The sequence below is a fragment of the Enterococcus sp. BWR-S5 genome (assembly GCF_016745255.1).
In the GTDB taxonomy this organism is placed as follows: domain Bacteria; phylum Bacillota; class Bacilli; order Lactobacillales; family Enterococcaceae; genus Enterococcus_L.
In genome coordinates, this window is record NZ_JADOEQ010000008.1 from 160,900 (window position 1) to 183,833 (window position 22,934).

General features: G+C 39.8%; 18 protein-coding genes. 15 read left to right on the plus strand and 3 right to left on the minus strand.

Annotated elements, in window-relative coordinates:
* The first annotated feature begins 5 nt into the window (after positions 1-5).
* From IW510_RS11150 to IW510_RS11165, 4 genes are all read left to right on the plus strand, one after another.
* Positions 6-269 carry a type B 50S ribosomal protein L31 gene (locus IW510_RS11150; RefSeq protein WP_202059608.1) on the plus strand — a complete coding sequence of 88 codons (264 nt, stop codon included), beginning with the start codon at positions 6-8 and terminating at the stop codon, positions 267-269.
* Between the two features lie 146 nt (positions 270-415).
* Positions 416-1,066, plus strand: a complete 651-nt coding sequence (locus tag IW510_RS11155) for a hypothetical protein (protein WP_202059609.1) — start codon at positions 416-418, stop codon at positions 1,064-1,066.
* A gap of 116 nt (positions 1,067-1,182) precedes the next feature.
* Positions 1,183-1,572: a RidA family protein gene (locus IW510_RS11160; protein WP_202059610.1), complete on the plus strand. Its 390-nt coding sequence runs from the start codon at positions 1,183-1,185 to the stop codon at positions 1,570-1,572.
* Between the two features lie 101 nt (positions 1,573-1,673).
* Entirely contained in the window at positions 1,674-2,642 is a 969-nt protein-coding gene (locus IW510_RS11165) for an AraC family transcriptional regulator (RefSeq protein WP_202059611.1), read from the plus strand.
* A 186-nt stretch (positions 2,643-2,828) separates the two neighbouring features.
* On the opposite strand, the gene IW510_RS11170 is transcribed toward IW510_RS11165, so the two are convergent.
* Positions 2,829-3,635: a Cof-type HAD-IIB family hydrolase gene (locus tag IW510_RS11170; RefSeq protein WP_202059613.1), complete on the minus strand. Its 807-nt coding sequence runs from the start codon at positions 3,633-3,635 to the stop codon at positions 2,829-2,831.
* A 183-nt stretch (positions 3,636-3,818) separates the two neighbouring features.
* Between IW510_RS11170 and IW510_RS11175 the strand changes: the two genes are divergently transcribed.
* The 3 genes from IW510_RS11175 (at position 3,819) to IW510_RS11185 (ending at position 9,241) form a co-directional block, all read left to right on the plus strand.
* A complete protein-coding gene (locus IW510_RS11175) occupies positions 3,819-6,083 on the plus strand; it encodes a bifunctional metallophosphatase/5'-nucleotidase (RefSeq protein WP_202059615.1) in 2,265 nt (754 codons plus the stop codon).
* Between the two features lie 256 nt (positions 6,084-6,339).
* Positions 6,340-7,746 (plus strand): NCS2 family permease, encoded by a 1,407-nt coding sequence (locus IW510_RS11180; RefSeq protein WP_202059617.1) that lies wholly within the window; start codon positions 6,340-6,342, stop codon positions 7,744-7,746.
* Between the two features lie 298 nt (positions 7,747-8,044).
* Complete coding sequence (locus tag IW510_RS11185) at positions 8,045-9,241, plus strand: multidrug efflux MFS transporter (protein WP_202059619.1); 1,197 nt, start codon at positions 8,045-8,047, stop codon at positions 9,239-9,241.
* A 94-nt stretch (positions 9,242-9,335) separates the two neighbouring features.
* Here the strand turns inward: IW510_RS11185 and IW510_RS11190 are convergent, their stop codons facing one another.
* A complete protein-coding gene (locus IW510_RS11190; RefSeq protein WP_202059621.1) occupies positions 9,336-9,521 on the minus strand; it encodes a YjzD family protein in 186 nt (61 codons plus the stop codon).
* Positions 9,522-9,607: 86 nt separating this feature from the next.
* Between IW510_RS11190 and dnaE the strand changes: the two genes are divergently transcribed.
* From dnaE to pyk, 3 genes are all read left to right on the plus strand, one after another.
* Positions 9,608-12,937, plus strand: coding sequence for a DNA polymerase III subunit alpha (gene dnaE, locus IW510_RS11195; RefSeq protein ID WP_202059623.1), 3,330 nt, complete (start codon positions 9,608-9,610; stop codon positions 12,935-12,937).
* Positions 12,938-13,110: 173 nt separating this feature from the next.
* Positions 13,111-14,073, plus strand: coding sequence for a 6-phosphofructokinase (gene pfkA / locus IW510_RS11200; RefSeq protein ID WP_202059625.1), 963 nt, complete (start codon positions 13,111-13,113; stop codon positions 14,071-14,073).
* A gap of 66 nt (positions 14,074-14,139) precedes the next feature.
* On the plus strand, positions 14,140-15,897 hold the full coding sequence (gene pyk, locus IW510_RS11205; RefSeq protein WP_202059627.1) for a pyruvate kinase: 1,758 nt from the start codon (positions 14,140-14,142) through the stop codon (positions 15,895-15,897).
* A gap of 262 nt (positions 15,898-16,159) precedes the next feature.
* Here pyk and IW510_RS11210 read toward each other — a convergent pair whose 3' ends face one another.
* Complete coding sequence (locus IW510_RS11210; protein WP_202059629.1) at positions 16,160-16,939, minus strand: ABC transporter ATP-binding protein; 780 nt, start codon at positions 16,937-16,939, stop codon at positions 16,160-16,162.
* A gap of 157 nt (positions 16,940-17,096) precedes the next feature.
* On the opposite strand from IW510_RS11210, the gene IW510_RS11215 reads away from it, so the two are divergent.
* The 5 genes from IW510_RS11215 to IW510_RS11235 all read left to right on the plus strand — a co-directional run bounded on the left by IW510_RS11215 (position 17,097) and on the right by IW510_RS11235 (position 22,219).
* Complete coding sequence (locus IW510_RS11215) at positions 17,097-17,651, plus strand: YceD family protein (protein WP_202059631.1); 555 nt, start codon at positions 17,097-17,099, stop codon at positions 17,649-17,651.
* 78 nt (positions 17,652-17,729) lie between these two features.
* Positions 17,730-17,909, plus strand: coding sequence for a 50S ribosomal protein L32 (gene rpmF, locus IW510_RS11220; RefSeq protein ID WP_202059633.1), 180 nt, complete (start codon positions 17,730-17,732; stop codon positions 17,907-17,909).
* Positions 17,910-18,255: 346 nt separating this feature from the next.
* Complete coding sequence (gndA, locus tag IW510_RS11225) at positions 18,256-19,677, plus strand: NADP-dependent phosphogluconate dehydrogenase (RefSeq protein ID WP_202059635.1); 1,422 nt, start codon at positions 18,256-18,258, stop codon at positions 19,675-19,677.
* Positions 19,678-20,003: 326 nt separating this feature from the next.
* Positions 20,004-20,690: a response regulator transcription factor gene (locus IW510_RS11230; protein WP_086349431.1), complete on the plus strand. Its 687-nt coding sequence runs from the start codon at positions 20,004-20,006 to the stop codon at positions 20,688-20,690.
* Entirely contained in the window at positions 20,687-22,219 is a 1,533-nt protein-coding gene (locus IW510_RS11235; RefSeq protein ID WP_330932650.1) for a HAMP domain-containing sensor histidine kinase, read from the plus strand. The genes IW510_RS11230 and IW510_RS11235 overlap by 4 nt, the downstream gene beginning before the upstream one ends.
* Positions 22,220-22,934 lie beyond the last annotated feature (715 nt).

Consider the following 22,934-nt stretch of genomic DNA (forward strand, 5'->3'; position numbering starts at 1 on the left):
AAAGTATGAAACAAGAAATTCATCCAGATTACCATCCAGTAGTATTTATGGATTCAACTACTGGTTTCAAATTCTTGTCAGGTTCTACAAAGAACTCTCAAGAAACAGTTGAATGGGAAGACGGAAACACTTACCCACTGATTCGTGTGGAGGTTACATCTGACTCTCATCCATTCTATACTGGACGTCAAAAATTCACTCAGGCAGACGGACGTGTGGACCGCTTCAACAAGAAATACGGTCTCAAAGACGCAAACGCTGCAGAGTAATCAAGAGATTGTCACAAATAAAGAGTTTCTCTTATACAAGAGGAGCTCTTTTTTCTTATATTCAAAAGTGACACATTCAGATTTTCGTGAGGAGTATTGACTTGCTTTTAGAAATACTTCAAAATATATGAAAAGGAGGAAGGCTTATGGAGTTTGTTACATTTGATTTTAGTTATTATAAGCGAACAATGGAAGGGATGTATCACAGCTATTATTTGAAGCGAATTATTCTTATGGCGGTGGGGCTGTTAATCACAGTGGTTTATACACTATTTTTCCCGGAAAGTATTTTGATTAATCTATTGTTGATTTTGCTTTTCGGTGCCGGGCTGGCCTATTTCATTTACCAAAGAATGCAATTTAATGAATTGTATGAAGGCTTCTTAAAGACGAATGAACAAGAACCGAAGATTGAAAAAATCGAGGAGGATGAATTTACATATAACATTCTTCTTGAAGACGGGGAAAAATTGAAAATCAATAAGACTGGTGTTCGAAATCTTCCTTCTAACAACAAGGAGCTGACATTAATGGTTGGCTTCACAAAATCATTTTTCAGTAAGCAGCCTTTCCATGTCGTGTACTATAATATGTTTGATTTAACCTATGAAGAAAAATATCGTTTAAGCAAAAACAGAGTTTCCAGAGTCCCGCGTTTTCTTCGACCGTTTACTTGGAGAAACCTCAAGTCGAGCTCGACTAACTTATTCCGCTTAATTATCGGAAATTTATTTACCTTATATTTACTATATCGCCTAGCGCGCTATGTGATAGATATTATTCGAACATTTATGTAGAAAAATGGGTACATGGTAGTGAAAGGATTGATTTGTTGGCTTGCTGGTCGGCAGGTCAATCCTTTTCTATCTTTATAAAATTCTTGCAAGCAGAGACAGAATAGGAGTGGAAAACCATGATAGAAAAAAGAAATCCAGAGACCGTTCATCCGCCATTAGGAGCATATGTTCATCAAATTGAACAATCCGGAAATCTCCGCTTGTTGACTTTATCGGGACAGGTGGGGATGAGCAAAGAAAAAGAACTTTCGTGGAGTGCCGAAGAGCAATTTCAAGAAGCGCTGGCCAATATTCGAAGAAATCTGGAAGCTGGAAATATGAGCGTTCAGAATTTGACAAAGCTGGTTATTTATTTAGTTGAGCCTATTGCTCCTGAACGAAGAGCACAGCTGCTTTCTTCATTTCTTGAAGGTACAGAGGTTTGCATGACATTACTATATGTCAAAGCGTTGGCTGCACCAAATATATTGGTGGAAATCGATGCTTGGGCGGTTAGTGAACAATAGGTAATTAAGAATAAAATGATGAGTATGCAAAAGATGTACAAAGAATATCAATTACATCCTTCGTTTTTTTGCTATAGTAATAAAAAAGGGAGGGAGTAAGGATGACTAAAACTGGATTTGCTCAATTGAATCAAGTGATTGACTATATTGAATCACATTTAGAAGAAAACATAGACTATAGCACACTGGAAAAAATAGCGATGTGTTCGCTGCAACAATTGCCAAGACTATTTACATTTATCAGTGGTGTCACATTAACTGAATATATCCGAAAACGCCGGTTGAGTGTGGCAGCAGAAATGATTCGCACAAGCACGCAAGCCATTTCATCGATTGGGATGAAATATGGCTATGAATCACAGGCTGCCTTCAGTAGAGCATTTAAGGAACTACATGGTGTATCTCCCTCGCAGCTTCGCAAAAAAGAAGATATGACAATTAAGGATTATCCAAGGCTTATTTTTCATCTGGACGCAGCGGTTGAGCAATTGAATAACTATCGTGTCGTGGATGGTGAAGTAAAGAAAGCCAAGGTCGTTCATAGTGAGTTTCTGCCATTCGGTCCATATAAGCTAATAGGAAAAGAAATTCGAGCCAGCTTCATGTCTCAGGATATTTCACAATTCTGGGGGAGGTGCTTTGGAGAAGGTGTTTTTGATACGCTGCTTTCCTTAGAGGGCTTTATTCCTGAGCTTTCTTACGATAAGTATTTTGGCTATGTTAGAGATGTTGACGCTAAAACGGGAATATTTACGTATGTTATTGGCCTTTTCATGGAAGTGAATGCACCAATTCCAAGTGGCTTTGTCAGCTATGATGTTCCGTCCTGTACATTGGCGAAGGTATGGGTGCAAGGAGAAGAGCTTGATATCTATCCAAATGGTCCGACACTTTCAAGAATGGAAATTACTAAGAAAGGCTATCAGGTGGATGATAAGAACTATTTTCTTTGTGAGGTATATACAGACGAACGCTTTGAAAAACCAAAAATGCTCGGTGAAAAAACGGTGATACTGGATTATTATTTACCATGTAAATCCGAACCTGATTCTACTCTTTTAAAAAAATGATAAAAGACAGCTTTTTCTTTATCGAAAAGACTTGTAAGAAATCTGATTCAAAAAAGGAAGGCTGGTTTTGATTGAGCCATCAGTTGATAATTGCTGTACTGACATTTTTTGGAAAAAAGTACTTGTTAAAATAAAGCACCTGATTTCTTTCCTGTAAAGATCGAAAGAAATCAGGTGCTTGTTGTATTAATTTAGGCTCAGGTAGTTTGTCAGATAATCTGCTAAGCCATCTTCATCGTTAGATTGCGTAGTAATATCATTTGCGACACTTTTGATGTGGTCAGTTGCATTTTGCATGGCCACACCCCAGCCTGCGTACTCAAGCATCTCTTCGTCATTGTGCTCGTCACCAAAGGCGATGATATCCTTCTGCTTGATATTCAAGTAATCTGCAACCTCAGCGACACCCTTAGCCTTTTGAATCCCTTTGGAAACAACCTCAAGAATTGGCATGGCACCGCCCCAAGTTCGGATATCCAAGTACTCACCGTATTGCTTCATTAATGTATCTGAAATACCGCTAACCAACTCTCTTGGTGCACAGAGCATCAGCGAAGTAGGATCGGTTGTCAGATTTTGTGCATTTAACAGGTTTTTTTCCGTTGCTTCTGCAGCAAAGAATTTTTCATCGAAATGATCGAAACTATCAATAAAGAAGGTTTCTTTGTTTTCCGCAGCAACAAAATCCAGATTCAGTGTCTTCTTTTGGGAGATAATGTCGAAAACAATTTCTCGATTTACACTGGAAGCACGTTCCTTCTCCCATTTTTTTTCAGGAATATGAACCAGACCACCGTTAAAGTTGACCATCGGTGTATCCAATTTTAGTTGTTGATAGAACTGGTGGCTGAGACGATAAGGGCGACCAGTGGCGATACTTACATAATGCCCATGGGCAATTGCTTTCTTCAGTGTTTGTTCTGTTTTTTCGCTAATTAAGGATTGCGCGTTCAACGTTGTTCCATCCAGATCAATAGCAATTAATTTTTTCAAAGCATTTCCTCCTTGGCGAATTTCTATCTCACTAGTCTAGCACAAAGAGCAGAAATGACAAGTGCAAATAGTGAAAAAACAAGAGAACAAAAGGGATTTTCCGAAAAGAATGTCAATTGATATTGACACTGATTTGATTAATTGATAGTCTGAAGGGTGAGAACAATAAGGAGGAACATGTAGATGAGAAAGAGAAATAGGGGGCTTTGTCTTTTGCTGGCTTCACTAGCAGCAGGCGGGGCAGGAGGCTTCTTGTTTAGCAATAGCCAAACAGCGCACGCAGAAACTGCTGGGACGGTGCCTGTTCAGCTATTGGGAATCAATGACTTCCATGGGGCTTTGAGTACAACTGGAACGTTTAGGGATGATGCCGGCAATAGCGTGAGTAATACAGGAACGGCTGCTTTACTGGCAAGCTATTTAAATCAAGCTGAGAAAACATTTGCTGATGCCAACGATGGAGCTCAGACCTTACGCGTTCAATCAGGTGACATGGTGGGTGCAAGCCCGGCAAATTCCGGATTGCTGCAGGATGAGCCGACAATCAAGGTACTAAATGAAATGAATTTTTCAGTGGGCACATTGGGCAACCATGAATTCGATGAAGGATTGGCAGAATTTAACCGCATTATGACGGGAGCTGTGCCATCCGCTGACCCTTATGGTATATTGAAGGACTATCCGAGGGAAGCATCAAAAACGGAAGTAGTTATTGGGAATGTGGTCAAAAAGAACACAGAAGAAATTCCATATAATTGGAAGCCATATACAATAAAAGAAGTAGGTACAGATAAAAAAGTTAAGATTGGTTTTATTGGTGTCGTAACAACAGAGATACCTAACCTAGTATTAAAGGAACATTACCAAGATTATGATTTTCTTGATGAAGCAGAGACAATTGCCTATTATGCTGATGAGCTACAAGAGCAGGGTGTAAATGCGATTGTTGTACTTGCACATGTTCCTGCTACAAGCAAAGCGGGAACTGTTTCCGGAGATGCTGCGGATATTTTGAACAAGGTAAATGAGATTGATCCGCAAAACAGTGTAGATGTGCTTTTAGCTGGACACAACCATCAGTATACAAACGGCGTAGTTGGCAAAACGCGTGTCGTTCAATCAACCTCTCAAGGCAAAGGTTACGCGGATGTTCGCGGGTATATTGATGTGGAGACACAAGAATTCACAGAAGTACCTTCAGCTGAGATTGTCCCTGTCTCTCCGGAAGGAAATAATGTGCCTGCCGCTGATGAAGCAACTGCATCAATTGTGGCCGATGCTGATGCCCGTGTAGCTGCTGTAACAAGTAAGAAGATTGGAACAGCGAAAACTGCAGAAGCAATCACACGAGAAGTGAACGAGTATAAAGAATCACCTGTTGGTAATCTGATTACCGATGGTCAAATTGCAATGGCAAAAGAAAAAGGGATTGATGTCGATTTCGCTATGACAAACAATGGCGGTATTCGTGCTGACCTATTGGTTGGTGGTGATGGCGCAATCACATGGGGAGCTGCTCAGGCGGTTCAGCCATTCGGAAATATCATGCAAATTGTAGAGATGACAGGCACTCAAATCGAGCAGGTTCTGAATGAGCAGTATGACGAAGAGGAGAAATACTTCCTACAAATTTCTGGACTATCCTATACATTTGTAAAAACAGATAACGCTGATCAACCTTTTAAGGTTTGGGAGATAAAAGATTCTGAGGGGAATGTTCTTAAAGCAGACCAGACTTATAACGTGGTTATCAATGACTTCCTATTTGGCGGTGGAGATGGATTTTCCGGGTTCACTCAAGCGAAGCTAGTTGATGCAATGCAGCCGGATACAGAAACGTTTATCGGTTATATTGAATCGAAGGAAGCTGCCGGTGAGCTAATCGAAGCTGGTATTCAAGGGCGCAAGAAGCTGATTGAAGAGCCCTCTATCTTACCGGAGGATAAAGAAGAAGCGATTCGTAAAGCAACCTTCTTCGATCCACTTCATGAAAATGATCAATACCTTCAAGGCGTAACCTTACCGAATGCTACGGTAGTTCTATTTGAGGGTGAGATTCCTCAAAGTAAAACAATTGCCAATGTTTTACCGGAAGGAGATATCACTGCAAAAGCAGATAGTGAAGGTCGTGTGAAGATCGATGTTACTGAGCTGAAGCTGAAAGGTAAAAAGAAGGTAACAGCTGTCGTTGTTGATGAAGAAAATAATAGTGCAGTCTTCCCATTAGATGTTTTGGCGGAGGTTTCAGGGTCAGTAGACTCATCAAGCTCTACAGTTGAACAATCCAGCACAACAGAAAATAGTACAGGAACAACGACTTCGTCAGACAAGCCAACAGGTGCATTCCCGAATACCGGTGAAGCAATTACAAATATCAGTCTAATTTCCGGTGTTATCCTTTTAGCCGGTGGGTCTTTCTTGGTTCTTAAGAAAAGATCAAAAGTATAATAACAAGATAGAAAAATGAGGCAATTCTCTGGTTGAGAATTGTCTCATTTTTTCTTTAGCATCGCTATATATTTTTATGAAAACGAATAAAACACGAACATTAAAAATAATTAATGATGTAATAGTTAGTATTTTGTTGAAAAAACTCTGTGGGTCTCCTATAATTTAATAGTATTTGTTGGGAAATGCGACTTGCACTTATTTTTATTTTTTCCGACGATAAACAGGAATTATTTTGAGGGAGAGAAAAAAATTCATGGAAAAGTTTTTCAAGTTAAAAGAAAATCGTACAACGGTTTCAACAGAAATGATGGCAGGGATTACAACATTTTTTGCCATGAGCTATATTCTATTCGTTAATCCATCTATTTTGTCAGAGACAGGTATGCCTTTTCAAGCAGTCTTTTTAGCAACAATTATTGCATCAATTATCGGTACACTTGTTATGGGGTTATTTGCTAATGTACCTTATGCGCAAGCGCCAGGTATGGGGCTAAATGCATTTTTCACCTTCACAGTTGTTTTTGGTCTCGGCTATACTTGGCAACAGGCACTGGCAATGGTATTTATCTGTGGGCTGGTAAACATACTGATTACGGTGACGAAAATTCGTAAATTGGTGATTCGGGCGATTCCGGAAAGCCTGCAGCATGCAATTGGCGGCGGTATTGGTATCTTTGTTGCTTATGTAGGTATTAAAAATGCGGGATTACTTGATTTTACTGTTCAGGCTGAGCCTGTGAATGGTGCTGTAAATGGGGATAGTATTGTACCGGCATTAGGAAATTTCAATAATCCGGGAATCATCTTAGCTGTCCTTGGTTTAGTGATTATGACAATTCTTGTTGTTATGAATGTGCGTGGAGCAATTCTTTTGGGTATTCTTTTTACAACAATTTTAGCAATTCCAATGGGTGTTGTTGACCTTTCAGCCATTGATTGGCATGGTAACTCATTAGGAAGCTCTATTTCAGCTTTGGGAACAACCTTTGGAGCGGCATTTGGACCAGATGGCATGCAGTCTCTATTCAGTGACAGCTCAAAAATTCCGCAAGTATTGATGACGGTTATTGCCTTCAGTCTATCTGATACCTTCGATACAATCGGTACGTTTATTGGAACAGGTCGTCGTACAGGTATTTTCTCTAAAGAGGATGAGGCAGCACTTGAAGATAGTAAAGGGCTTGCGACGAAAATGGACCGTGCGTTGTTCGCAGATGCTGTAGCAACTTCGGTTGGTGCGGTTGTGGGAACATCAAATGTTACAACGTATGTGGAAAGTGCTGCCGGTATCGGTGCTGGCGGTCGTACAGGCTTGACCTCTGTTGTTGTCGCTGTGCTATTTGCATTAAGTAGTTTATTTTCTCCACTGATTTCTGTTGTACCGGCTCAAGCAACAGCACCTGCATTAATTTTGGTTGGTGTAATGATGCTGGCTTCATTCAAAGATATTGAGTGGACAGATTTAGAAGAAGCGGTACCTGCGTTCTTTGCTTCTATCTTTATGGGTCTATGCTACAGCATTTCTTATGGGATTGCTGCCGGCTTTATCTTTTTCGCAATCGTGAAGGTTGCAAAAGGAAAAATTAATGAAGTATCGCCAATCATTTGGATTGTAAACGCGTTGTTTATTATCAATTTCGTGATTTTAGCAATCCTCTAAAAAATGAAGAAGTAATGAAGAAGCATTCGGGAAACGATATAGTGTGTGACAGAGCTGATAGGGAATCAGCTCTGTTTTTTTATGGATAAAGGGGTTATAAGTTTTTTTAGGTTGTAACTTCAGTGATATTAAGGGGTAGCAAGGAAATCATCAGAAAGCTGGACGGGCTCATTCAGCTTTTCTAATGAAATACTATGAACGCTATTGCAGAAAATGAAAAAACGAAAATAAAAATTTTGTGAGTTTTCTGAAAATGGAGTATAGTTAAGGAGAACCCTTTATAGGCGGTGAAAAGAAAATGAAGATAGAGTGGAAGAAGAATTTGATGGTGGCATGGTTAGGCAGCTTTTTCACGGGTGCCAGTATCAGCCTCGTAATGCCCTTCATTCCTGTATATATTGAACAGCTGGGAACACCCAAAAGTCAAATCGAACTTTTTTCAGGCTTGGCAATATCAGTAACTGCTTTTGCAGCAGCAATTGTTGCACCTATCTGGGGGAATCTGGCTGATAGAAAAGGACGCAAAATCATGATGATTCGAGCGGCAGCCGGTATGACCTTTACAATGGGCTCGCTGGCTTTTGTTCCGAATGTCTACTGGCTATTGATTATGCGTTTTCTAAATGGTATTCTCTCCGGCTACATTCCTAATGCTACAGCAATGATTGCCTCACAAGCACCTAAATCAAAAAGCGGTTGGGCGCTAGGTACCTTATCTACAGGAGCGGTTGCCGGAAACTTGATTGGTCCATCGATTGGTGGGGCTTTAGCACAATGGTTTGGGATGGAAAATGTGTTTATCATTACGGGCTTTATGCTATTAGTTACAACGCTGCTGACGATTTTTATGGTTAAAGAGGATTTTGAGCCTGTTGAGAAAAAGGATCTTCTTTCGACAAAAGAGATATTTTCAAAAATCGATCATCTCTCAATCTTAGTAGGCCTGTTTGTTACAACGTTGATTTTACAGGTTGGTGTGACTAGCATCAGTCCAATATTGACCCTATATATCCGCTCGTTAAGTGGAAATCAAGGAAACATTCTGTTTGTTAGCGGATTGATTGTATCAGTTGCCGGTGTATCTGCCATTATTTCTTCTCCTTCTCTAGGAAAGCTTGGTGACAAAATAGGAAATCACAAGGTTCTGTTGGCGGGGTTAGTTCTATCACTTCTTTGCTATCTGCCGATGGCATTTGTGAAAACGCCTTTTCAATTAGGGGCACTGCGCTTTTTACTGGGCTTTTCTACCGGAGCATTAATGCCATCAATCAATACGCTCATCGGTAAACTGACACCTCCGGAAGGCGTCAGCAGAATATACAGCTACAATCAGATGTTTAGTAACTTTGGTCAGGTTCTGGGGCCAATGATTGGATCAACTGTTGCTCATGGTTTTGGCTATAGTGCAGTATTTATTACCACGGCCTGCTTTGTTTTAGGCAATATTTGTTTGTCGCTGTTCAATTTCAGAAAAATTTTATCGAAACGTTTATAAACAGTTGAAAACAAAAAAAAACCAGTTACAATTAATGTAACTGGTTTTTTTGAGAGTAATAGCTTGTCAATTTCTCTGTATGAAGAGGCAACAACTATACTTGAGATGTTTTCTTCTTCGGTACTGCAAGTTGACCAATTAATATAATAAGTATACCGGCGGCAAGCGAGATGATAGACGTCCATACAAAGTCATAACTGCCGTTGTTTAAGGCACCGCCAATGTATCCTACAACTTGCCCTAAGATGAAGGACCAGAATAATACAATAATGTAACGCATGGATAGCACCTCTTTTCTAGCTATAGTTTAGCACAATTTTTTTTAATGTAAAGAAATGAGGGAATTTTGTTATAAAGGAGGGATTCATGGTGTTTCCGCAACTATATACAATTACTTCCTACTCTCTACTTTCCAGCACGATTAGAATACCAGAATTCGTGAAAAAAGCAAAGGAGTATGGGTATGATTATTTAGGAATTGCTGATATTAACGTACTGCACGGTGCTGTTGAATTTTACGAAGCTTGCGTAAAAGAAGATATTACACCGATTATAGGAATGACGATTGAATATACCCCTGCAATTAGTGACCGACAAGTGCAGCTTTTATTATATGCAAAAAACCTTACTGGCTATCAAAATCTAATGCGTATTTCCAGCCTGAAAATGACAAATGATGGAATTTTTCGTTTAGAGGATTTTTCTGAATTTCTCACTGATTTAGTCGTAATTATGCCTGCTGATAAAGGTGTAATCAATTTTTTGAAGGAACGTGACAAAGCCGATGTACAACGTGAAATGAGTGCACTGCTTGAAGCAATTGATTCAGCAGCCTTCTTCATAGGAACTTCTTTTATGTGCAATCCGTCAACAGATTCATTGTTATTTGACTTTATACATAGTGAACAGTATTCTCTTGTTGCATTGCAAGAGACGAGATATCTGGCACGAGAAGACGGCTTTGCCCTTCGTGTTTTAGAGCATATTGAATCTGGAACAGCGATGAAAGTCGATTTGAAAGAAACTGAAATTGATGGTCCTTATTATTTGAGAAAACCTGAGGAGGCGCAACAGCAGCTGCAAGAATTGATTAGTGCTGAGAGTGTTGCAAATGCACGGTCAATCGCAGAATCGTGTCGCTTTGAGATGCCTTTGCACCAAAAGCTGCTTCCTCATTATCCTGTGCCGGATGGACGTGAAGCCGGTGCGTACTTGCGAGCTCTTTGTTTAGAATGTTTGCCTCAGAGGATTGCAGAAGTGACAGATGTGTATCGAGAACGTTTGGAAAAAGAATTGACCATTATTCACGATATGGGCTTTGATGATTATTTTCTAATCGTTTGGGATGTGATGGCTTTTGCTCATCAGCAGAAAATTGTGACTGGAGCTGGAAGGGGCTCGGCAGCTGGTTCTTTAGTATCCTATGTTCTTTCAATCACAGATGTTGACCCAATCAAATATGATTTGCTTTTTGAACGTTTCCTCAATCCTGAGCGCTTTTCAATGCCGGATATTGACTTAGATATTCCTGATAATCGGAGAGAGCAAGTGTTGGCCTATGTGCAAAAAAAATATGGGCATTATCACATGGCGCAAATTGCTACGTTTGGAACAATGGCTGCCAAAATGGTTTTACGAGATGCTGCCAGAGTATTCGGGTTGTCCCAGAGTGAGTCTAATCGCTGGTCTCAAGCTGTTCCGAGCACGTTGAAAATTACGTTGAAGCAGGCATGGAAGGAATCAAAAAAACTGGTGGAGCTGGTGGAAAGTTCTGAAGCAAATCGGCTGTTGTTTGATACGGCGGTTCGTCTGGAAGGTCTGCCAAGACATGTCTCGACGCATGCTGCCGGCGTCGTCATCAGTGACAGAAACTTATTAGAGCTTACACCGCTGCAAACAGGAACCAACGATATCCTGTTGACTCAGTTTACGATGAATGACGTAGAGAAGATTGGCTTGCTGAAAATGGACTTTTTGGGCTTGAGAAACCTGTCAATTATTGATAATACACTGAAATCTGTTAAGCGTGTATACAATGAAGAACTTGTGCTGAATGAGATCCCTTTGGATGATGAAGAGACACTGGCTTTGTTCCGAAAAGGAGAGACAAGCGGCGTTTTCCAATTTGAATCAGCTGGAATAAGAAATGTCCTGCGGAAGCTTGGACCAACAAGTATCGAAGATATTGCAGCAGTCAACGCCCTATATCGTCCAGGTCCAATGCAAAATATTGATTTGTTCATTCGACGAAAAAAGGGCTTGGAAGCCATCGATTATCCGGATCCTTCTTTACAGTCAATTTTGGAGAATACCTATGGGGTCATTGTCTACCAAGAGCAAATCATGCAGGTCGCTGCAAAGATGGCTGGTTTCAGCTTGGGGCAGGCAGATATTTTGAGACGTGCTATCAGTAAAAAGAAAAAGGATGTCTTGGATCAAGAACGGAAACACTTTGTTGATGGTGGGGTAGCGCAGGGATACTCTGAAGAAACAGCTGACAAAATCTATGATTATATTGAACGATTTGCCAACTATGGCTTTAACAGATCCCACGCCTTTGCCTATTCTTTTATCGGGTTTCAAATGGCGTACTTGAAAGTCCATTATCCAGCAGCTTTTTATGCGGCATTGCTTCATTCTGTTCGTCATAATCCGAATAAAATCAAAGAGTATATCAGTGAAGCGCGAAAAAATGGCATCAATATTATTCAACCGTCCATCAACCATAGTCAATACAGCTTTGTGCTGAAGAGCTCCACAGAAATTATGTTTGGTTTCAGTTCTCTAAAAGGAATCAGAAGAGACTTTATTCAAGATATGTTGAATGAACGTAAGGAAAGCGGGTTTTATAAGAGCTTCGATCAGTTCCTCTTTAGAATTCCTGCAAAATGGCGTAAGAAAGAGAATATCCTACCGCTGATAGCCATCGGAGCTTTTGATGAACTGATAGCTAACCGAAGACAGCTGGCAAATCAGTTGGAAAGTAAAATTCAAAATATTGTCTATAGCGGCGGCAGTGCGGACCTCTTTGAAACCTTAGAGCTAAAAGAGGAAGAAATCCAGGACTATTCATTAGAGGAAAGGTTGGCTCAGGAAGAACAGTATCTAGGCGTGTATCTTTCCGGACATCCAGCTGAGGAATACAAGAAGCTGGCGAAGCTGAAGCAAGTTCTGACGATTAATGATGTGGTTGAAAATCAAGCTGTTCGCTTATTAATTTATGTGAAGGACGTTCGAGCGATTCGAACGAAGAAGGGTGAGCAAATGGCATTTGTCGAAGGAGATGACAGCACTGGTGCAATTTCACTGACACTTTTTCCAGGTGTTTTTCGCTCAGTAAGACAAACTGTCGAGGTCGGCAAGGTCTATTATGTGGAAGGCAAGGTCGAACGAAGCAATTACAATCAAGAGCTGCAGGTATTGGTTAATACAATTACGGAAGCAGCACCGCAGGAAGCGCAAATCAGCGAAAAAACCTGTTATTTGAAGATTGAGAAAACGGATGGTTCTCAAGAGCTTCTTCGGCAGGTAAAAGAGATTATTCAGAAGGCTCCGGGAAACGTTCCGGTAGTGCTGTTTTATGCAGATAAAAAGAAGAAAGTTGTATTGGACAAAAATTACTGGATTACTGAAAATGAAACGGTTGTGGAGTCGTTTTCAACACTATTGGGAGCAGAAAACGTTGTTTTCAAATGAGTTTCAGTAAATTGTACTGGACGCTTTCAACTTTTTTCAAAAATTTTAACGCTAACTCAAGACTTTTTGCACTATTAATGGTAAAATGGGTGACGTGGTATTTTTGAGTCAATAATGGTGAAGCAAGACTGTTTTATCAAAAGTATAATATTATGTATGAGGTGAAAGAGCGAATGAAACGTATCGGTATTTTAACCAGTGGAGGAGACGCTCCGGGAATGAACGCTGCAATTCGTGCAGTGGTACGTAAAGCAATTTATGATGGAATCGAAGTATATGGTATCAACTACGGTTTTGCTGGGTTGGTAGCGGGAGATATTCGTCGTCTGGATATTGCTGATGTGGGTGATAAAATCCAGCGTGGAGGAACTTTCCTTTACTCAGCACGTTATCCTGAGTTTGCTACTGAAGAAGGGCAGCTTAAAGGAATCGAGCAATTGAAGAAATTCGGTATTGAAGGATTGGTAGTAATCGGAGGAGACGGTTCTTATCATGGGGCAATGGCTCTGACAAAACGTGGTTATCCTGCTGTTGGAATTCCCGGTACAATCGATAATGATATCCCTGGAACGGACTTCACAATTGGTTTTGATACAGCAATCAATACTGTATTGGAATCTGTTGACCGTATCCGTGATACAGCGACTTCTCATGTACGTACATTTGTTATTGAAGTAATGGGTCGTGACGCTGGTGATATCGCTCTTTGGTCTGGTGTTGCAGGCGGTGCAGATGAAATCATCATCCCTGAGCATGACTTTGATATGAAATTAGTTGCAAAACGAATTCAAGAAGGACGCGACCGTGGGAAAAAACACTGTCTAATCATCCTTGCTGAAGGTGTAATGGGCGGTAACGAGTTTGCAGAGAAATTATCTACTTATGGTGATTTCCATACACGTGTGTCTATTTTGGGTCACGTAGTTCGTGGCGGTTCTCCAAGTGCACGCGACCGTGTATTGGCAAGTAAATTTGGTGCCTATGCAGTTGAGTTGCTGAAAGCTGGCAAAGGCGGATTGTGTATTGGTATGCTTGACAACAAAGTCGTGGCAGCGGACATCGTTGATACGTTGGAAAATAACAAGCATAAACCGGATCTATCCCTTTATGATTTGAATAAGGAAATCTCATTTTAAACACTGGATGACTGTATATAGGCTTTAAAGCTTTTGTATAAAAAAATCGAATAGGAGCGTTTAGTAATGAAAAAAACAAAAATCGTATGTACGATTGGACCAGCAAGTGAATCTGTTGAAATGCTGGTTGACTTAATGAATGCCGGAATGAATGTTTGTCGTTTGAACTTCTCTCACGGAGACTTCGAAGAGCATGGCAACCGCATCAAGAACATTCGTGAGGCAATGAAAATCTCAGGCAAAAGAGTGGCTATTTTACTAGATACAAAAGGTCCTGAAATTCGTACGAACGATATGGAAAACGGAGCGATGACGCTTAAAACAGGTAACACTATCCGTATTTCTATGGAAGAAGTGTTGGGAACAACTGAGAAATTCTCTGTTACTTACCCACAACTGATTGAAGATGTAAACGTTGGTTCACATATCTTACTAGACGATGGTTTGATTGATTTAGAAGTTACTGATATCGACCGCACTGCAAACGAAATCGTAACAACAGTTAAAAACGAAGGCGTTCTTAAAAACAAAAAAGGCGTTAACGTTCCCGGCGTTTCTGTAAACTTGCCTGGTATCACTGAAAAGGATGAAGCTGATATTCGTTTCGGTATTGGTCAAGGCATTGACTTCATCGCAGCAAGCTTTGTTCGTCGCGCGACTGACGTAATGGAAATTACTAAGATTTTGGAAGAAGAAAATGCAACACATATCCAAATCATTCCTAAAATCGAAAACCAAGAAGGAATCGACAACATCGACGAAATCTTGAAAGTTTCTGATGGCTTGATGGTTGCACGTGGAGACCTTGGTGTTGAAATTCCAACAGAAGATGTTCCAGTTGCACAAAAAGAATTAATCAAAAAATGTAACGCTTTGGGTAAACCAGTTATCACAGCTACTCAAATGCTTGATTCTATGCAACGCAACCCACGTCCAACACGTGCGGAAGCAAATGACGTTGCCAATGCAATCTATGACGGTACTGATGCAGTAATGCTTTCCGGTGAAACTGCTGCCGGAGATTACCCATTAGAATCTGTACAAACAATGGCTCGTATTGCTGTTCGTACAGAAGAAGCATTAGTCGATCAAGATGCATTTGCATTGAAGCTTTACAGCAAAACAGACATGACAGAAGCTATTGGTCAATCTGTTGGTCACACAGCGCGTAACTTGGGTATCCAAACAATCGTTGCTGCTACTGAATCTGGTCATACAGCACGTATGATTGCGAAATATCGTCCAAGAGCACACATCGTTGCGATTACTTTCTCTGAGCAAAAAGCTCGCAGCTTGTCTCTTTCTTGGGGTGTTTATGCAACTGTTGCTGAAAAACCAGCAAATACAGATGAAGTATTCACTCTTGCAACAGACATTTCTCAAAGAAACGGTTTTGCAAGTGAAGGTGACTTAATCATCATCACTGCAGGTGTACCAGTTGGTGAGAAGGGTACTACTAACCTGATGAAGATTCAATTGATCGGTTCAAAACTTGTCCAAGGTCAAGGAATCGGCGAAGATTCAGTTATCGCGAAAGCTGTAGTTGCTAAAACTGCTGCTGAAGCAAATGAAAAAGCAGTAGAAGGTTCTATTCTAGTTGTTAAGACGACTGATAAAGACTACATGCCTGCTATTGATAAAGCTGTTGCATTGGTTGTAGAAGAAGGCGGATTGACTTCTCATGCAGCTGTTGTAGCAATTGCTAAAGACATTCCAGTAATCGTTGGCGCTGCTGACGCTACTGAGCTTGTTTCTAACGATGAATTAATCACTGTTGACCCTAGACGTGGTATTGTTTACCGCGGCGCAACAACAGCTATCTAATTTGCGTAAAAGCAAAGAGCACCGATACTCCTATGAGTATCGGTGCTCTTTAATCGTTTATTCTTGTAACAAAAGTGGATATATCCAGCCAATATCCTTCTATCCTGCTATCGTTCTTGGAACAGAAATAAACCTTTAACGCTCCTTACGCCTAAAAATCGAATTAACGGTGATCAATAAAAACTATTTCTTGAAGCAAAATATTTTTGGTCCAGCATCAGTTCAATATGACTGATGTCTCTCTAACAAAATCAGTATCACTTTATTTTGGGTACGCAGCTAATCGATTTCTGCCTAAAGAAAGAAGCTGAATGGGTTCATTATAGAAATCAGTTAGGATTTCTTCGTTGAATAACTCTGACCTTAATCCTTGTCTGACAATTTTGCCGTTTTTTAATAGTAACAGGTGTTGAAAGCAGGGAAGAATTTCTTCAGTATGATGGCTGACATAAAGAAGTGTCGGACTATCCTTTGCTTCCGCAATACTTCGGATTTGTTCAAGCAGTTTTTCTCTGGCAAAAAGGTCCAGACCGTTACATGGCTCATCAAGAATAAGCAGCTCCGGCTCCGCCATCAGAGCACGACAAATCAACACAAGCTGACGTTCTCCCTGAGAAAGAATCTGATAGCTTTTTCCGATAAGCGAGGCGCCGCCTGACTGAATCAGAATGCGTTTAGCTTTCTCCATGTCCTCTTCAGAAAATCGTTCGTAGATGCCGATACTTGCAAACTTTCCGGACAAGATGATTCGCTCACTCGTATCATTTCCGCGTATCCGTTGTTGTAAAGCAGTACTTACCCAACCGATACGCCTTTGGAGGTCAGGGATGGAACTGGAGCCGAATGTTTGATCTAATACGGTAACTTCTCCTGACGATGGCCAAAGATAACCGGTAATGATTTGGAGCAGAAGTGTTTTTCCAGCTCCGTTAAGACCTAGAATGGCCCAGTGCTGGTGTTTTTCAACCGTCCAGGTGATTTCCTCAAGCAAAAGTTTTTTTTCTTTTATCAGTGAAACATTTTTACATTGAATGATAGACATTGAAGCACCTTCTTTTTTTACTACTAGTGTAACATTAAAAACGAATGAGAGAACAAAAAAATATAAAATATGTATGAAAGAAAATGCGAGAGAAAATTTCATTGACAAAGGACAAATAGCCCTGTATAATAGCTTTTGTTGTGTAGAGGTGAGAGAGATGAAATGGTCATTATTAGAATTAAATAAACATCGAGAAGTTCCTCTTGAAATAACAGAAGAGCTTGATGTAAAACAAACATTGATGGCTAGGGATAATCAAATACTTGATGTTTCCCCTGCAAAGGTAAATGGAATACTCACAGTCGAAAAAAATGGGTATCTGCTGCATTATAATCTTTCTGTAGTAGTAACAGTGCCTTCTTCTCGTTCGTTGACACCAGTCGCTGTTCCAATGGAGCTGAGTGTTGATGAAGTATTTATGACAGAAGAGCAGTTTCGCGGGAAGGATGAGTTGATTTCAGATGAAGAAATCATCGTTCTTGAGAAGCCGACAATCGATCTGACTGAGTCAGTAGAAGATAATATTTTACTGGCAATTCCGTTACAGGTGTTATCTGAAGAAGAGCAACAGAACAGTGACCTGCCAAAAGGTGCTGACTGGGAAGTAATATCTGAAGATGATTATTATGAAAAACGGGAAAAAGAAGCAACAGAAACTTTGGATCCTCGTCTTGCCAAGTTATCTGAATTGTTGAAAGATGATACAGAGTAATTGGTTTGGTTAAGATTGGAATATATGGTGTATGATGTATAATCAATGCACTGATTTTTACAAGGAGGTGGAACAACAATGGCAGTACCAGCTAGAAGAACTTCTAAAGCTAAAAAGGCTAAGCGCCGTACACATTACAAATTAACAATCAAAGGTTTGAACGCATGCTCAAACTGTGGAGAAATGAGAAAAAGCCATCACGTATGTCCAGCATGTGGTCATTACGATGGAAAAGATGTAATGTCTAAAGAAGCGTAAAACATTTTTTGAAAATGTTTAAAATCCCTCAGGCTAACCATGGAGCCTGAGGGATTTTTATTGTCTTTTTTACATTTAAACTTCATAAATACACAGGACTTACCATACTGTAACCCTTGGTAATACATCAAGTGATCGGCAAATAATCTCAGAAGAGAAACTAGGCCAAAGTGAACTTGTACAAAGGAGCCAAATAATCAAGCGCTGCCAAGCCTTTTCTTATTTGATATATCTATAGAAAGCGATGATTTATCAAACGATTTTGTTTTCAATACCAGTAAACTAGGCTATAATGAAATAGATTATAAAGATTTATTAGGCTTTTTAGTAATTGGGAGGATGTATGATGACAAAACAACAATTTGGTGTAGTAGGAATGGCGGTTATGGGAAAAAACCTTGCCTTGAACATTGAGAGCAGAGGATATTCTGTTGCGCTGTTCAATCGGACTGGTTCAAAAACTACAGAGGTAGTGGAAGAGCATCCGGATAAGAATTTCAAAGCAACATATACAATCGAAGAATTTGTTGATTCAATCGAAAAACCGCGTCGTATCATGTTGATGGTTAAAGCAGGTTTTGCAACAGATGCAACAATTCAAGAGCTGCTGCCTCACTTAGATAAGGGAGATATCCTGATTGATGGAGGAAATACATTCTTCAAAGATACAATGCGTAGAAATGAGGAGTTGGCTAACTCCGGTATCAACTTTATTGGCACAGGTGTTTCAGGTGGAGAAGAAGGCGCGCTTAAGGGACCTTCAATTATGCCTGGTGGACAAAAGGAAGCTTACGAGCTTGTGGCGCCTGTTCTTGAGAAAATTTCTGCTAAAGCAGAAGATGGCGAGCCTTGTGTAACATACATCGGTCCCAATGGTGCCGGTCACTATGTGAAAATGGTGCATAACGGTATCGAATATGGAGACATGCAATTAATTGCTGAATCGTATGATTTGATGAAAAACATCTTAGGTATTTCTGTTGATGAAATGGCTGAGATTTTCAACGAATGGAACCAAGGTGAATTAGACAGTTATTTAGTAGAAATCACTGCTGATATTCTGACACGTAAAGATGATGAAGGAACAGGTCAGCCGATTGTTGACGTGATTCTGGATGCTGCCGGAAACAAAGGAACCGGAAAATGGACAAGCCAAAGCTCGCTGGATTTAGGTGTACCATTACCATTGATTACGGAGTCTGTGTTTGCTCGCTTTATCTCAGCCTACAAAGATGAACGTGTGAAGGCTGCAAAAGTACTTGCGAAGCCAGCAGCTTATCAATACGATGGTGATAAAAAAGAATTAGTTGAAAAAATCCGTGAAGCTCTATACTTCAGTAAAATCATGAGCTACGCTCAAGGCTTTGCTCAGTTACGTGTTGCTTCAAAAGAATATGACTGGGACTTGCCATTCGGTGATATCGCAAAAATCTGGAGAGCAGGCTGTATCATTCGAGCACAGTTCCTACAAAAAATCACAGATGCCTATGAAAAAGATGCAGATATTGAAAATCTTCTATTAGACGACTACTTTGTAGACATCACAAAAAAATACCAACAATCTGTTCGTGATGTTGTAGCAATGGCTGTTCAAGCGGGCGTACCAGTACCAACCTTCTCATCTGCAATCGCTTATTACGATTCTTATCGTTCTGATCGTTTGCCGGCAAATCTGATTCAAGCACAACGTGACTACTTCGGAGCACATACGTATGAACGGACAGATAAAGAAGGAATTTACCACTATAGCTGGTATACAGAAGAATAATTAACTAAGACGTCGATTCTCTAACCGATCCAGTCATTTCGAAGCGGCTGTCAGTGCGTGAATCAACAAAGAAATTTGGTTTTTTACTATTCAATCTATATGAATATTGTGATTCCTATTGCGATTAATGTGCACGTTCTATCTAATTGAAAGAGCTGGCAAGATTCATATAGTTATTCCACTGACGGAAGGCCGGTACTTTTTGACTAGAAGTCGTATTTTGAAGTAATATGCTGCTAAAATGGATTTACTGGCTTTTTGTTAGAAAAGTGGGTATAATGAAAAAGCTGAAAAAAGGCTGTTATGAGAGAAAGGATAGCAAATCAATGAGCAATATTCTAATTATTGAAGATGAAAAAAACTTAGCGCGCTTTGTTGAGCTGGAATTAAAACATGAAGGTTACAGAACAGAGGTTCATTACAATGGACGGACAGGTCTGGAAGCCGCTTTGAATAATGATTGGGATGCGATTCTGCTGGATCTGATGCTGCCCGAATTGAATGGGCTGGAAGTTTGTCGACGTGTAAGACAGGTGAAAAATACACCTATTATTATGATGACGGCTCGCGATTCTGTTATTGACCGTGTATCTGGTCTGGACCATGGTGCGGATGATTATATCGTGAAACCTTTTGCAATCGAAGAATTGTTGGCGCGGCTGCGTGCATTGCTTCGTCGTATTGATATTGAAGGCGACAAAAATATTGCGAAACAAACAACGATTACTTATCGTGATTTAACCATTGAGAAAGAAAATCGTGTGGTTCGTCGAAACTCTGAAATGATTGAGCTGACTAAACGTGAATATGAATTGCTGCTAACCCTTATGGAGAACGTCAACGTTGTTTTAGCCAGAGATGTTCTTTTAAACAAGGTCTGGGGCTATGAAACAGAAGTAGAAACAAACGTTGTTGATGTATACATTCGTTATCTGCGTAATAAAATTGATGTTCCTGGGGAAGAGAGCTATATTCAAACTGTACGTGGGACAGGATACGTGATGCGCTCGTGAAAAAGAACAATTTTAAGGAAATAGTGAAAAGAGAACTGAGAGGGCCCTCACTTACTGTAAAGTGGGCCCTTGCAAGTTCTTTCTTTATATTCGTTGTTTTTACCATATTTGCTGTAATCACTTATAAGACATCAGTAAACTTACTGGTGAAAAAGGAACGGGAAAATGTTGAACGTATTGTGGCAGAGGTAACGAATCGCTTGTCCAATGCAGAGGCAGAACTGACTGTGACAGAAGTTTATACTTCATTGAAGAACCCACCACCGGAAAGTACAGATGATCTTAGCCAAAGGACAGCTGTAGGTAATCTGCTTGAAATGGATAGTGTAATTGCTGAGCTTGGAACTCCGGCGCTATATCTTTCTGTTTATGATACAAGCGGCGAACTGCTTTTTGAAACACAAAAGAAACATTTGAGGCTGCTTCAACAAGATAAGCAAGAAGCGGAGATACAAACAATTGATGACGAAACAGGCTTTTTAATAGTTCAACCGGTGCACTCGAAAAGTGCCAGAGAACAAGTAGGCTATGTTCAAGCATTCTATGAGCTATCCTCTTTTTATGATATTAAGAATCGCTTGTTGTTCACACTTATCTTTTTAGAGCTGGTCTCGTTAATCTTAAGCAGCATTTTAGGCTTTCTGCTATCGTCTTATTTCTTGAAGCCGTTGAAGTTGCTAAGAGATACGATGGAAATAGTCAGAAAAAATCCACAGTCCGATGCACATGTACCGGCTATTGGATCGAAGGATGAACTGGCGGACTTAGCTGGAATCTTCAATGAAATGCTAGATAGAATGAGAAGATATATTGAGCAGCAGGAGCAATTTGTTGAGGATGTCTCCCATGAGCTGAGAACACCGGTAGCGATTATCGAGGGGCATCTGAATTTGCTGAATCGTTGGGGGAAAGAAGACCCGGAGATTTTAGATGAATCATTGAAGGCGAGTTTACAGGAAATTGTTCGAATGAAGAGTCTGGTACAGGAAATGTTGGATTTATCACGGGCAGAGCAGGTGGATGTTCAATATTCCGATCGTACCTCCAATGCAAAAGAAGTTGTTTATCAAGTATTCAATAACTTCAAATTGCTTTATCCAGATTTCCGAATGACATTAGATGATGATTTGAGCTCTGAAGTAGTATTAGGCATCTATCGTAACCATTTTGAACAACTATTGATTATTATCTTAGATAATGCAGTGAAATATTCTACTACGAGAAAAGAAGTACATGTTTCCATTTCCAAAACCTTTGGCGAGTTTGAAATAGCCATTCAGGATTTTGGCGAAGGAATCTCAGAGGAAGAAATCAATAAGATATTTGATCGATTCTATCGTGTCGATAAGGCAAGAGCACGAACGAAGGGCGGAAACGGTCTGGGGCTGTCGATTGCCAAGAAACTGATAGAAAGCTATAAAGGAAGAATTGATGCAGAGAGTGTTATTGGTCAAGGGACAATATTCAGGATATACATTCCTATCATCAAAATTGCCGATAAAGACACCGAAACTTCAAATCAGCGCTAAAGCTGATTTGAAGTTTTTTCTTGCTCGCAACAATCATTGTGAATTGATACTATCTAATATAGAAAGAACAGCTTTCTTCAGCCAAACCAATATAGCGAATATTGAGAGGTTTTAGAAGATAAACATATCAGAAAAGACGAATGGTCTTATCTACGTCATAACATTTGTTCGTTATCGAAAAAAAGCTGAAAAAAGTACGAATTAATAGTTGCATTTTTAGATAAGAATTGATATATTTATACATGTTCTGATTGCTGTCTAACAGCTCAGAAAAAAAGCTTTGATTTTTATCTTGACGAAGTCAATTCTTCATGATAATATAACAAAGCATTGAAAAAATAGTAACAAAAAAATCAGTTTTATCAACAAAAAAAGTTGTTGACAAATAACAAGATTGTTGATAAGATATAAAAGTTGTTATGAAACAAAACAACAACAGCCAAGCAGAAAAAAAACTTCAACTTCTTCAAAAAAAGAGTTGACATCAAATCAGAACTTTGGTATGATATAAAAGTTGTTGCAAGGCAAACAAGTAGACCTTTGAAAACTGAACAAAGTAAGACAAACCAAATGTGTAGTATGTCTTGATTCAATTCAAGACAACAACATGATTTAACAAGCAAGCAATATGCTAGCAAACAAATTGAGCGTAACAGTCGCAAGACTGTCAAGTTTAAACTTTTTATGAGAGTTTGATCCTGGCTCAGGACGAACG

Bases quoted from the DNA above. Each gene is read 5' to 3' on its own strand.
- IW510_RS11150 (WP_202059608.1), top strand. From the start codon at position 6: ATGAAACAAGAAATTCATCCAGATTACCATCCAGTAGTATTTATGGAT.
- IW510_RS11155 (WP_202059609.1), top strand. From the start codon at position 416: ATGGAGTTTGTTACATTTGATTTTAGTTATTATAAGCGAACAATGGAA.
- IW510_RS11160 (WP_202059610.1), top strand. From the start codon at position 1,183: ATGATAGAAAAAAGAAATCCAGAGACCGTTCATCCGCCATTAGGAGCA.
- IW510_RS11165 (WP_202059611.1), top strand. From the start codon at position 1,674: ATGACTAAAACTGGATTTGCTCAATTGAATCAAGTGATTGACTATATT.
- IW510_RS11175 (WP_202059615.1), top strand. From the start codon at position 3,819: ATGAGAAAGAGAAATAGGGGGCTTTGTCTTTTGCTGGCTTCACTAGCA.
- IW510_RS11180 (WP_202059617.1), top strand. From the start codon at position 6,340: ATGGAAAAGTTTTTCAAGTTAAAAGAAAATCGTACAACGGTTTCAACA.
- IW510_RS11185 (WP_202059619.1), top strand. From the start codon at position 8,045: ATGAAGATAGAGTGGAAGAAGAATTTGATGGTGGCATGGTTAGGCAGC.
- IW510_RS11190 (WP_202059621.1), bottom strand. From the start codon at position 9,521: ATGCGTTACATTATTGTATTATTCTGGTCCTTCATCTTAGGGCAAGTT.
- dnaE (WP_202059623.1), top strand. From the start codon at position 9,608: ATGGTGTTTCCGCAACTATATACAATTACTTCCTACTCTCTACTTTCC.
- pfkA (WP_202059625.1), top strand. From the start codon at position 13,111: ATGAAACGTATCGGTATTTTAACCAGTGGAGGAGACGCTCCGGGAATG.
- pyk (WP_202059627.1), top strand. From the start codon at position 14,140: ATGAAAAAAACAAAAATCGTATGTACGATTGGACCAGCAAGTGAATCT.
- IW510_RS11210 (WP_202059629.1), bottom strand. From the start codon at position 16,939: ATGTCTATCATTCAATGTAAAAATGTTTCACTGATAAAAGAAAAAAAA.
- IW510_RS11215 (WP_202059631.1), top strand. From the start codon at position 17,097: ATGAAATGGTCATTATTAGAATTAAATAAACATCGAGAAGTTCCTCTT.
- rpmF (WP_202059633.1), top strand. From the start codon at position 17,730: ATGGCAGTACCAGCTAGAAGAACTTCTAAAGCTAAAAAGGCTAAGCGC.
- gndA (WP_202059635.1), top strand. From the start codon at position 18,256: ATGACAAAACAACAATTTGGTGTAGTAGGAATGGCGGTTATGGGAAAA.
- IW510_RS11230 (WP_086349431.1), top strand. From the start codon at position 20,004: ATGAGCAATATTCTAATTATTGAAGATGAAAAAAACTTAGCGCGCTTT.